7 protein-coding genes are annotated in these 12,034 nt (G+C 56.1%); 1 reads left to right on the forward strand and 6 read right to left on the reverse strand.

What is annotated here, in order from left to right; genetic code table 11:
• Positions 1 to 33 precede the first annotated feature (33 nt).
• From RKA07_RS05690 to RKA07_RS05715, 6 genes are read right to left on the reverse strand one after another with little or no spacing between them, the layout of a single operon-like run.
• Entirely contained in the window at positions 34 to 1,779 is a 1,746-nt protein-coding gene (locus RKA07_RS05690; protein ID WP_310965826.1) for a BatD family protein, read from the reverse strand.
• Positions 1,773 to 3,581, reverse strand: a complete 1,809-nt coding sequence (locus tag RKA07_RS05695; protein ID WP_310965827.1) for a VWA domain-containing protein — start codon at positions 3,579 to 3,581, stop codon at positions 1,773 to 1,775. Before RKA07_RS05695 ends, RKA07_RS05690 begins: the two co-directional genes overlap by 7 nt.
• Complete coding sequence (locus tag RKA07_RS05700) at positions 3,574 to 4,602, reverse strand: vWA domain-containing protein (protein WP_310965828.1); 1,029 nt, start codon at positions 4,600 to 4,602, stop codon at positions 3,574 to 3,576. The genes RKA07_RS05695 and RKA07_RS05700 overlap by 8 nt, the downstream gene beginning before the upstream one ends.
• Entirely contained in the window at positions 4,596 to 5,066 is a 471-nt protein-coding gene (locus tag RKA07_RS05705; protein ID WP_310965830.1) for a DUF4381 domain-containing protein, read from the reverse strand. The genes RKA07_RS05700 and RKA07_RS05705 overlap by 7 nt, the downstream gene beginning before the upstream one ends.
• Positions 5,063 to 5,995, reverse strand: a complete 933-nt coding sequence (locus RKA07_RS05710; protein ID WP_310965831.1) for a DUF58 domain-containing protein — start codon at positions 5,993 to 5,995, stop codon at positions 5,063 to 5,065. The genes RKA07_RS05705 and RKA07_RS05710 overlap by 4 nt, the downstream gene beginning before the upstream one ends.
• An 8-nt stretch (positions 5,996 to 6,003) precedes the next feature.
• On the reverse strand, positions 6,004 to 6,966 hold the full coding sequence (locus RKA07_RS05715) for an AAA family ATPase (protein ID WP_310965832.1): 963 nt from the start codon (positions 6,964 to 6,966) through the stop codon (positions 6,004 to 6,006).
• A gap of 130 nt (positions 6,967 to 7,096) precedes the next feature.
• On the opposite strand from RKA07_RS05715, the gene RKA07_RS05720 reads away from it, so the two are divergent.
• Positions 7,097 to 11,968 (forward strand): NAD-glutamate dehydrogenase, encoded by a 4,872-nt coding sequence (locus RKA07_RS05720; RefSeq protein ID WP_310965833.1) that lies wholly within the window; start codon positions 7,097 to 7,099, stop codon positions 11,966 to 11,968.
• The last annotated feature ends 66 nt before the right edge of the window (positions 11,969 to 12,034 follow it).

Raw genomic sequence — 12,034 nt, forward strand, 5'->3', positions numbered from 1 at the left:
TCAAACTGATTTCAGTTGTTGCCACGTTACCCCTCACAATGAAAGGCCGGCGGGGTAAAGTGGCGGCAAGTCAGTTTCCTGCTTAGATCTGTTTTTCTGTTGCCTTGCTTGCCGGAGCGCCGCAACCAGAGGCTCCCCGTCCCACTGTTCACTGCTGTTTCCATCACCGGAACGATCCCGGCTGAACAGATGCGCCTGTAGTGCGCTCAGCTCCTTGTCAAGATCCGGTGTCTGAACTACCCGGAAAACGTCTCCGGCAGAGCGGAAGTCGTGCCCTGGCCAGTGCAAATTTGACCAGTGAACAAACAGCCCCGGCGTGGATGCCCGACCATCTTTTGCCGCATTAAGCATCTGCTCAAACGCATTGCGTTCACTTTCGCTTTCCTCAGAGGCGCTATTGGCAGGCGCATCGGCAGCCAGTCTGCGGGTTCGCCACCAGGCCAACATTGTCAGAACCCAAATACCCGCAAGTGCAAGACTGACCCATTGCCAGAATGCGTTGTCTGCTGCTGCACCGGTGCTGACAGATTGATTCGCATCGCCAGTGGCAGGTGGTGAGCCTTGGCTTGACGTGGGGCCTCCGACAGCCGCTGGTGACGCGTCAGATGCAACCACGTTCAGGGTTTGTGCAGGGATAACAGCAACTTTCTCACTGTCGGATTCTGTATCCCACCAGGGAATACGCACCGCCGGAAGGCTCAGTTTTCCGGATTCCACGGGAACCAGAGCGCTGGTTTGAGTGAGGGTCGAGACAATGCCGTCGGGGCCCACGTTAGTGTTTCGCTGTGGCTCTTCCGGATAGCTTCGAAGCCCGTCAGGCGCAGAATCAGGTAGGGGGGGCAGCGCTTCTGAGGGCAGTCCTGCAGCTTGCAGGCTTAGTGTGCGGGTGAGATTGTCGCCGGTCTTCAGATTCAAGGTAGGTGGCATGCCAGCCTCTCTGAGAGTGAGGCTGGTGGCCGGTAACCAGGTTGCGCCGCTGAACTCTGCTGGTACATCTTTTACAGGCACTTCAAACAAGGAGGCACTGTCCCGCAGGAACCGAAGAGAGCCGTCGGCATCTCTGGCCTGACCTTCAAAACGAATGGGAGGCAGATTCATTACGCCGGGTTTTTGTGGAAACAGGGCGTAGCGCCGCTCCACAACCCGGTAGCGTACGCCGTCGCGGTCGCTGGAATACTCCCGTTGTTTGCCGAGGCTTTCGATGATCGCGTTTGGGTGCTGCGGATCGGAAAGCTCACCACGGATAAGGTTGCCCTGGAAGAACAGCCTCACTGTCAGGATCAGCTGTTCCTGAACATAGACTTCGGCTTTGTCAGCCGTCAGCTCAATGAAACTCCCTCGATTCGTGCCAGTCTGGTCAGGGGGCGTACCGCCAACAACCTCGATGACCACCGGTTTGGATTTTGAGTCTTTGAAACTCAGTGGGGGTATGGTGAGTTTTCCGGTTGATTTGGGTGCAAGCTGGTAGGTCCAGGTTATTTCTCCCACCATGTCGCTGTTTATTGTGCGAATGCTGTAGCGCTGGTTGCGGGCGAGTATCTCGAAATCACGTTCCACCTTTTCGATATCTGGCGAGGGCAAGTTCGATAGATCAAAATCAAACAGGTTGCTCAGGCTGATATCTATCTCTGTGCTGCCCTTGACGGTAAGCGTCAGCACTTCGCCTTCGTAAAGGCGGGTTCTGTCTGGCTCTACGCTGAGTTCGCCGGCCTGCGCACCAAGCCCGAATACCATAAGAACTGCCAGCCAGATTGCCGGAATATTCAGCTGTTTTACCATGGTGTGTCGCCCTCATCCGATGGTGTCTGACGCTCCTGATACTGTTGCAGGAATTTTCGTTGTAAAAGCCCGCCCGGATTGTCTGGTACCCGGCGAAGGGATTGCTCCTGGCTTTGGGTCAGGGGCGTTTCAGAGGTAGGCGCGGGTGCCTCGACTTCCTGATCGCCGGGTTCTGTCTCCGTGGCCTGCGCGCTTGAATCCTGGTTTTCTGATGCGTCGCCTGGTTGCTGCTCGCCAGGTTCATCCTGATTACCGCTCTGCTCTTGGTCTTCGCCTCCGTTTTCGGACTGTTCAGGTTCCTGTTCCGAGTTCTGTGGCTGATCCTGATTTTCGTTGTCACCGGATGAGTCTGAGGGGTTCCCCTGTTGCTGGCCATCGTTCTGGCTGGAATCCGAAGAGTTCTGGTTGTCTTCGCCCTGGTCCTGACCGGATTGTTTCTCCTGCTGTTTGAGCAGATCCTCAACAATCTGACGGTTTACCCGCGCATCTTCCATGTCTGGTTTGCGGGCTAGTGCGCTGTCGTAGGCCTCAATAGCCTCCTTTAGTTTGCCGGCCCGGGCGAGAGCGTTGCCACGATTGTAATCCCCGAGGGTAGTGTCCAGGCCGGAGAAAACTTTGGCGGCTTCCTCGTAGCGCTCGGCCCTGTAAAGAGCTGCCCCCCGCCATTCCGGTAACGTGAGAATCCTGGCCGCTGCAGCTGGATCTTCCCGTATCAATTCCGCGGCCCTTTGATCTTCACGCTGCCACAGGCTGCCCCAATCCATGGCTTGAGCTGGTTGTGGCAGAGCGGGCAGGGCAATCAGTGCTATGGCGGTAAAAGCGCCGCGGCGCCAGCCCAGTAATAACAATGGTAAGGCCAGCCACAGCAGCCAGTAGCCGTCGTCTTGCCAGCGGTTTACTGTGAGCCCGGTGGTGGAGTCTTGCCACTCGTCGGATTCCGCAGGGCTGAGATTCAGGGCTGCTATGTCGGTGTCATCCAACGTCATTTCATGGCTGCTACCACCATTGTTTCGGGCGAGTTCCGCGAGCATGTCCGGGTCGGTACGAGTTATGACGATGCTGCCGTTATCGCGGATAAACCCCCGCCTTGCAAGCGGGATGGGGCCGCCATCGCGGGTGCCGGCGGCCAGCGTGCTGAGGGTATAGTCACTGCCCTTTAGCGCAGTGCGGATAGGCTCGCGGTAGCGATCTGGAACCTCATCGGTAATCAACAGAATGCGACCCATGCCCGGAGCACCTTGTTCCAAAAGTGCGCGGGCTCTGGCAACTGCAAGATCCGAACGGTTGCCCTGAACCGGCATGATCACAGGATCGAGCACGTTGAGCATGCCAGTGACTGTGTTGATGTCGTCGGTGAGAGGCGTGACGACGTGAGCATCGCCGGAGTACACAATCAGCCCGGTGAGACTGCCTTCCCGAACGGCGAGTATGTCGCGGATTTTGCGCTTTGCCCGGGTTAGGCGGTCCGGTTCCAGATCGGTGGCCAGCATGGACAGCGATAAGTCGAGCACAATCACCAGGCTGTCCCCCGGCTTTTTCAGGGGTGTCGGTGCCTCACGCCAGGCTGGCCCGGCGAGGGCAATAGCGAGGATAACCAGTGCGCTGATTGCTGGCAGGAGCTTTGATTTTCCTTTGCCTTCAGCTCCGCCATAACGCCGGATAACCGGGGCCAAAAGCTGCTCGGGGATCAGGCCTGACCAGCCACTGTCGCCGGAGCTCCGGCGCGCCAAAACAATGTACAACAAAGGCGCAAGGAGTAGCAGCAGAAGCCAGAGAGGGCGGATGAAGTGGAAGTCAGCCATGGGTCGCATCTCCTTCCGCAGCCTGCCGGGTATTGCCCTGCCAGGTCCTGATTCGTCTGAACATAAGGAGGCCTAGCCAGAGAACGACCGCCATGCCCGCAGGCCAGAAAAAGAGATCGGTAACCGGGCGGTAGGTTTTGCCATCCAGTTCAATGGGTTCAAGCTGGTTGATGGTTTCGTAAATCAATTCCAGCTCGGGCAGGCTGCGGGCACGAAAATACTCGCCGCCAGTTTGCTGGGCCATGCGTGTCAGCAGATCCTCGTCCAGATCTCTTGAAGGGTTTACCCGGCGGGAGCCCAGCAAACCACGGCGGATCATCGACTCGGCACCAATACCGATTGTATAAAGGCGAACGCCTGCAGCCGCCGCTATTTCCGTGGCTTTGTCCGGAGTGATTTGGCCGGCGGTATTGGCGCCATCAGTCAGCAATACCACCACTCGTTGTTGTTGAGGGCGCTCTCTGAGGCGCTTTGTAGCCAGGCCGACAGCGTCGCCGATGGCTGTTGCCCGCCCGGCCATACCGATGCCGGATTCCTGCAACAGGGTTTCCAGTGTTTCCAGGTCAAAGGTCAAAGGCGCCTGCACATAAGGCTCCGTGCCAAACAGTATCAGGCCCAGCCTGTCTCCTTCACGGCGGGCAATAAAGTCGTTCAGCACTCTTTTAACGGCCTGTAAGCGGTTGATGCTGCGGCCCTGAATGATCATGTCCTGCTCTTCCATACTGGGCGAAATGTCCACCACCAGCATAAGGTCGCGCCCGGACACGGGCATTTGCACCTGTTCACCGACATGCTGTGGCCGTGCCAGTGCCAGTACCAGCAGCGCCCAGGCCAGAAACAGCACCAGGGTTTGCCAGCGGGGCACGCCATTGCCCTGTCGAGTAACCCCCGGCAGCGCCGAGAGCCAGTGGCCAACGGGGAAAACCGGGGCGTCCACTGTGTGGGTGGCGGGCTTCTTCCATTGCAACAGCAGGGGCACAAGAATCAGTAGTAGTACCCAGGGGTAAGTGAGGCTCAGCATTTTTGCGCCTCCAGCCAAATACGGGCGAATTCCAAAGCCTGTGCGGGTTCGGCCGTCGGCTCCGGTTGCCAGGTGCTGTTTATCAAAGCATCGACAACAGGGCGATGGGCTATTCGGCCTTCAGGGAGGTGGCGGATCAGGCATTCAGCCCATTGCTCGCCAGTCTGGGCTTCAGGGTTTTCGGCCGGATAACGGGCCCGCGCCACACGCTTGAGCAGCGCATTGAGTTCCGTGAACCACAGTGGCTCTTTAACGGCCGAGCGCTCCAGAATAGCCAGTTCGGCCTTTGCAAGCCTCAGCCAGCGGTTTCGGCGGTGGCGACGAATAACTGCCCAGACCAAAGCGGCCAAAGCAAAAAGCAGGAGGAGGCCCAGAACCCACCAGCCCGGCGCCGGTGGCCAGAAGCCGCCGGTTATTGGCAAGTGAATATCTCGCAGTTGGCTCAGGGGATCGTCAGGCGTCATCCGATTCTCCCTCCCGGCCCGAGTATGGATTTAAGGCTCACCGCAGGTGATTCATGGGTTGAAACTTTGGATGCCCATACGCCAGATAGCCGAAAGCACTCTTCAAGCCTGGCCTCGTGGTGAGTGATCTTTTCACGCCAGGCCTGCTGAAAGCGGCTGTTGGATGCATCAAACCAGACAGGGCCTTCAGTACCGGCAACTGCGAAGCGACCGCTTTGGGGCAGTTCAAGCTCCAGGGGGTCCACAACGCGCAATGCGCTGACACTGTTGTGGCGAGCCAGAGCAGCGAGCAGTGACGGGGTGTTGTCCGAGATGCCAAGGAAATCACTGATCACGAAGATTCGACTGCCCGTATGGGCAACACGCCGGGCTTCCGCGAGCGCCGTATCGAGGGTGGTTTCTGATGAGGCGCTTTCTATGGATGTGTGCTGCTGGCTGGCGAGGGTGTCCAGCAACCTTAATACGGATTTTTTTCGCCGGGCCGGGCGCTGAACGTTCAAGGTGCTGCCGTTAAACACAATGCCGCCTACCTGATCACCAGCCATAAGCGCCAGCCAGGCAAGAATGGCGGCAAGCTGAGCGCAGCGCACCTGTTTGAAGGCTCCGGTGCTGGCGAAAAACAGAGTGGGGCCCAGATCGCATATTAGCAGCACCGGTCGTTCGCGCTCTTCCTCGTATAGTTTTGTGTGGGGTGCCTGGCGGCGGGCGGTTACACGCCAGTCAATGCTGCGGATATCGTCCCCTGGCTGGTAAAGCCGCACCTCCGCAAAGGCCATTCCACGACCACGCTGTGCAGAGCGCTGGAGCCCAGCCTGGCGTGCTCTTGCAGGGCGCGCTGAAGGCAGCTTCAAGGCCCGGGCATCTGCTTGCAGGCGAATGAGTGCCTGCAAGTTTATGCGGGTTGTTGCATCACTGGCGCGTACATCCATGGCCAGCCTCAGGCGCTCACGGGTACGCGGTCAATCAGGCGCTGTATCACTGTGTCTGCCGTTACGCCTTCCGCCTCGGCTTCAAAGGTCAGCAGGATTCGGTGCCGGAGCACATCGAAGGCAACCGCTCGAATATCGTCGGGTGTTACGTAATCCCTGCCGTTGAGCCACGCAATGGCACGGGAGCAGCGGTCGAGTGCAATAGTGCCCCGGGGACTGGCGCCAAATGCTGTCCAACGGGCCAGTTCCGCGTCCAGAACGCCTGGGTCTCTGGTGGCGAGCACCAAAGCAAGAAGGTACTGCTCAACCGGTTCAGCCATGTAGATGTCGGCAACCTCAGCGCGGGCTTCGAAAACCTGGTCTGCGGTCAGTCGAACTTCTGCGGCGGCCTGGCCCTGTTTGTAATCATTTCTGGCCAGATGAAGAATGGCTTGCTCGGCCTGTGCCGACGGGTACCCGATCACCACGTGCATCAAAAAGCGATCAAGCTGGGCCTCTGGCAAGGGGTAAGTGCCTTCCTGCTCGATGGGGTTCTGGGTCGCCATCACCATGAACAGGCGGTCCAGAGGGAAGGTGCGCATGCCCACACTGACCTGGCGCTCGCCCATGGCCTCAAGCAGGGCAGACTGAACTTTTGCCGGTGCCCGGTTGATTTCGTCTGCCAGTACCAGGTTGTGGAAAATTGGCCCGCGCTGGAATTCGAACAACCCGGTTTCTGCCCGGTAAATCTCGCTGCCGGTTACATCTGATGGCAACAAATCCGGGGTGAACTGAATGCGGTGGAAATCTCCCGTGAGATGGTCTGCCAGGGCTTTTATCGCAGTGGTTTTTGCCAGCCCCGGAGCACCCTCTACCAGAAGGTGCCCATCGGCAAGCAATGCAATAAGAAGACGGTCGACCAGCTTTTCCTGGCCTATGATCCTTTTGGCTAACTGTGCCCGTAGTTCACCGAACGTATGCTGTAACGACATAGGAAGTGATTGCTCTCGTGCGTAAGTAGTTGCCGCAGTTTTGGTGTCTGACCGGCAAAAATCAAGGGTTTGACTATGCTTATCTCACGATATCCCTATTACGTTTATTTCACACTATCTGAGGTCGCCCATGAATGCGCTGACAGTGGCAAGCAAAGATCAGTTTTTCGAACTTTTGGCTGAAGAGTTTTCCAGGAAACTTGCCAAAGCCGAAGCCAAGAAAATCAGCGAATTTGTAAAGCAGCATTACGCCCATATTCCTCTGGAAGAACTTCTTGAGCGGCGACTCTCAGACACTTACGGCGCTGCAATGGCCGCTTGGCAGTTTATGCAGAAGCGTGGTGCAGAAGAGGCGCCTGTGGCTGTCTTCAACCCGGATCTGGAAAGTGATGGCTGGCAGTCTACCCATACCGTTGTGTTTATTTTGCACCCGAATATCCCGTTCCTGATTGATTCCCTGCGTATTGCGATTAACCAGCGGGAAATTGCGACTCACTCCATTCAGCACTCCATTCTCAATCTGGAGCGGGACAAATCAGGAAACCTCGAAAACTTGCTGGCGCCCAAGAAAACCGATGCGGGCTCTGCGTATGAAGCGCTTATCGTTCTTGAAATTGCCAGGCACAGCAACCCCAAGGATCTCAAGGACCTGGAGCAGGCACTGAAGGCTGTCCTCCACGAAGTGAGCATTGCCGTTTCGGATTTTCCGGTCGTTACCGAGAAGGTTAACCAGATTATTAAAGAGCTGGATAACACCACCGCAGTGATTAGCAGTGAGCAGAAGGAAGAGGCGCAAGCCTTTCTGAAGTGGCTGATAAGTGATCACTTTACGTTTCTTGGCTACGACGAGTATGACTTTGCCAAGGAAAAGTCAGGCATGGTGGTGCGCAGAGTTGAGAAATCCGAGCTGGGCATACTCCGTGTAAACAACGAGCGGCCGGAGCAGGTTCGTCTTGACGAGTTACCTCAACGCACGCGCCACGAAATGACGCGGGCGGATGATATTATCATTTTCGCAAAATCGGCCCAGCGCTCACGGGTTCACCGCCCCGCCTATCCGGACTATATCGCCGTAAAGAAGTTCAACAAGAAGGGCGAGGTGGTTGGCGAGCGCCGGTTCCTGGGGCTGTACACCTCTCGTGCTTATAACGAGCGGCCAGATGAGATTCCACTGCTCAAGCGCAAGTTTCAGAGCGTGATGAAAGGCTCCGGGTTCCTGAGGGCAGATTACGCCGGTAAGGAGCTTGAGCAGATTCTCACCCTCTATCCTCGGGACGAGCTGTTCCAGATTGCCGAAGATGAGCTGCTGCACGTGGCAAAGAACATCCTGTATATACAGGAGCGCCATCGTATTGAGCTGTTTATGCGTGAAGACGTGTACGGCCAGTTTGTTACTTGTCTGGCGTTTTTCCCGCGGGACATTTACAACACTGAACTTCGCCTGAAGGTGGAGCAGGTGCTGCTTGATCAGCTTGGTGCTGAAGACATTGAATTTGTGACGCATTTTTCCGAGTCTGTATTGGCACGTGTGCAGTTCACCATTCGCGTGCCTCAGGTTGAAAACCGCAAATTGCCACTGGCAGAGATCCGGGAAAAGGTCATCGAGTTAGCCCAGTCCTGGCGCGATGGCCTATCCGTGGCTCTCAGTGAAGCCTTTGGGGAAGAAGAAGGTAATGAGCTACATCGCCTGTGGGCGAGTGGTTTCCCCGCAAGTTACACCGAGATGTTCTCGCCGCGCCGTGCCGCTATTGATATTGAGCATATAGCGGCAGCTTCTACCGGTAATGACCTGGCAATGAGCTTTTACCGGGCGCTTGAAGAAGACGAAAGCACCTTGCACTTCAAGCTGTTTTATCCTGACCAGCCTCTGCCGCTATCGGACGTAATGCCCATTTTTGACAACCTGGGCTTCCGTGTTCTGGGTGAGCATCCGTTCGAAGTGACCGACCGGAACAATAAAACCGTGTGGATTCACGATTTCACCCTATATGCCCACGGCGGCAAGGCGGTGGATATCCACCGGATACGGCCCATCTTCGAGGAGCTGTTCCATCGGGTGTGGTACGGCGAAGCGGAGAATGACGCCTTCAACCGTATGCTCATCACGTCGTACACGAGCTGGCGGGAAATTGCCCTGTTGCGCACCTATGCGCGCTACATGCGACAGATCCGTTTTTCCAATAGTCAGACTTTTATTTCCAATACCCTGGTGAATCACGTTGAGCTCACCCGGATTCTGCTGGAGTACTTTGAGGTGCGGTTCAATCCGGATCGCTTCCAGAGTGAGGTGAAGTGTCAGGCGGCTCAACAGAAACTGGAAATAGAATTCAACGCCGGGCTGGAAGAAGTGGATAACCTCAGTGAAGATCGGGTGCTCCGTCTTTACCTCGAACTGATGCAGGCGACCCTGCGCACCAACTACTACCAGCTTGGTGAAGAAGGTCAGCCCAAGCCCTATATCAGTGTGAAGTTTGATCCTTCCGGCATTTCGGACATGCCTCTGCCTGTGCCTGTGTACGAGATATTTGTTTACTCGCCGCGTGTTGAGGGCGTTCACCTGCGTGGTGGCAAGGTTGCCCGAGGCGGATTGCGTTGGTCTGATCGTTTTGAGGATTACCGCACTGAAGTGCTTGGCCTGGTGAAGGCTCAGCAGGTAAAGAACGCAGTCATTGTGCCGGTGGGTGCCAAGGGCGGGTTTGTTGCCAAGCAACTGCCGGATTCTTCGGACCGGGAGGCATTCCAGGCCGAAGGTATTGCAGCCTACAAAACGTTTATCCGGGGCTTGCTCGATATTACTGACAACCTGGTTGATGCCAAGATCCAGCCACCAGAGCGAGTGGTTCGCCACGACTCGGATGATCACTACCTGGTTGTTGCCGCAGATAAAGGCACGGCTACATTCTCTGATATCGCGAATGGCCTGGCGGCGGAGTACAACTTCTGGATGGCAGATGCCTTCGCCTCCGGTGGCAGCAATGGTTACGACCACAAGAAAATGGGCATTACGGCGCGGGGCGCCTGGGTGTCTGTTGAGCGTCACTTCCGCGAGCTGGGCATTAACCCTGCAGAAGATGAGTTTACCGCCATTGGTATTGGCGACATGGCCGGAGACGTATTCGGCAACGGTATGTTGAACTCTGAGAAAACCCGGCTGGTGGCCGCGTTTAACCATATTCACATTTTCGTGGATCCGACACCCGATGCGGCCAAGAGCTATAAAGAGCGTAAACGGCTGTTCGAGAAGCCGCGCTCGGCCTGGACGGATTACGACACCAAGCTTATTTCCAAAGGCGGTGGTGTATTTAATCGCAATGCAAAATCCATCGCCATAAGCCCGGAAATCAAGAAACTCCTGGATATCAATTCAGACCGTGTGCCCCCGAATATGCTGATTTCCCACATTCTGAAGGCTCGGGTTGATTTGCTCTGGGTAGGTGGCATCGGCACCTACATCAAGGGCAGCACAGAGTCCCATAGCGATGTTGGTGACAAGGGTAACGATGGCGTGCGCATCAATGGTGGCGATGTGCGCTGCAAGATTATAGGTGAGGGCGGCAACCTGGGTATGACCCAGCTTGGGCGCATTGATTATGCCCTGACGGGCGGGAAGTTGAATACAGACTTTATTGATAACTCTGGCGGGGTCGACTGCTCAGACCACGAAGTTAACATGAAGATCCTGCTCAATCGTGCCGTAGCAATGGGAGATCTTACGTTTAAACAGCGCAACGTCATGCTGGAAGAGATGACAGACGATGTGACCGCGCTGGTTCTAAAGAACAACTACCGGCAAACCCAGGCCATCAGTATTGCCAACGAGGACGCAGCCACGCGCCTTGAGGAATACCGCAGGCTGATGAACACCTTTGAAAGCGAAGGCAAGCTAAACCGGAGTCTGGAGTTCCTGCCTGATGACGACACGCTGTCTGAGCGCAAACTGAAAAATAAAGGGCTGACCCGGCCCGAACTGTCGGTTCTTATTTCCTATGTGAAAGGCGATCTGAAGCAGACGTTGATCGACAGCAGCCTGCCAGATAACCCCTTGCTTGCCCGTGAAATGTACAAGGTTTTTCCCCGGGATATGAACCAGAATTTCTCCAAGGAGTTGGGTGAACACCAACTGCGCCGGGAAATTATTGCCACACAGATTGCCAACGATATGGTCAACCACATGGGCATTACGTTTGTGGAGCGGTTGAACCAATCCACCGGCGCAGACGCCGCATCTATCGCGTTGGCATGGTTGATTACCCGGGATGTTTTCCGGATCGATAACTGGTGGGACAAGATTGAAGCGCTGGATTTTCACATTTCGGCTCAGTTACAGATGAAACTGATGCAGGATCTGATGCGCTTGATGCGCCGCTCCGTGCGCTGGCTGTTGCGGAATCGCCGTGCGGAACTGAGCATTCAGAACCATATGGAGCGTTTCGCCGACAGTGTTTGGGCGATCACGTCTGGCTTGCCTGAATATCTGGGCGAGTATGCCAGCAGCGAGTGGGCAAAGCGTAATGATGCGCTCGTTAGTGAAGGGGTGCCGGCGGAACTGGCCTCTGTGCTGGCTGGTACCAGTTATCTGTATTCATCCCTTGGTATTATCGAGGCACAGGAAACCACAGGCATGCCGCTTAAAACCGTCGCTAACCTGTACTATGAATTAGGCGACAGGCTTGACCTGAACTGGTTTGCTACCGCTATTGCAAACCTCAAGCCTGGGTCCCACTGGCAGGCACTGGCGAGGGAGAGCTTCCGGGAGGATATGGATTGGCAGCAGCGGGCATTGACCACTGGCGTACTTCGTCTGGCTGGAAAGCCGGAGGAATTGCCTGCATGCGTAGATGCCTGGCTGGAACGGCATGAGTCGCTGATCGAACGCTGGAAATCCATGCTGCAGGAGCTCAAGGGCGTGAGGGAGCCAGAGTACGCCATGTTCTCTGTGGCACTGCGCGAATTGCTGGATCTGGCGCAGAGTACGCTGCATCAATCACAAAGCGAGAGCTAGCTCAAAAAGGCTGCCCGACATGACTCAGATAAACTGAGTGTTGCGTTGGAGCCGTGATTCCCGTTC

It is taken from the genome of Marinobacter xiaoshiensis (assembly GCF_031631795.1).
Classification (GTDB): domain Bacteria; phylum Pseudomonadota; class Gammaproteobacteria; order Pseudomonadales; family Oleiphilaceae; genus Marinobacter; species Marinobacter xiaoshiensis.

Bases quoted from the DNA above. Each gene is read 5' to 3' on its own strand.
- RKA07_RS05690 (WP_310965826.1), bottom strand. From the start codon at position 1,779: ATGGTAAAACAGCTGAATATTCCGGCAATCTGGCTGGCAGTTCTTATG.
- RKA07_RS05695 (WP_310965827.1), bottom strand. From the start codon at position 3,581: ATGGCTGACTTCCACTTCATCCGCCCTCTCTGGCTTCTGCTGCTACTC.
- RKA07_RS05700 (WP_310965828.1), bottom strand. From the start codon at position 4,602: ATGCTGAGCCTCACTTACCCCTGGGTACTACTACTGATTCTTGTGCCC.
- RKA07_RS05705 (WP_310965830.1), bottom strand. From the start codon at position 5,066: ATGACGCCTGACGATCCCCTGAGCCAACTGCGAGATATTCACTTGCCA.
- RKA07_RS05710 (WP_310965831.1), bottom strand. From the start codon at position 5,995: ATGGATGTACGCGCCAGTGATGCAACAACCCGCATAAACTTGCAGGCA.
- RKA07_RS05715 (WP_310965832.1), bottom strand. From the start codon at position 6,966: ATGTCGTTACAGCATACGTTCGGTGAACTACGGGCACAGTTAGCCAAA.
- RKA07_RS05720 (WP_310965833.1), top strand. From the start codon at position 7,097: ATGAATGCGCTGACAGTGGCAAGCAAAGATCAGTTTTTCGAACTTTTG.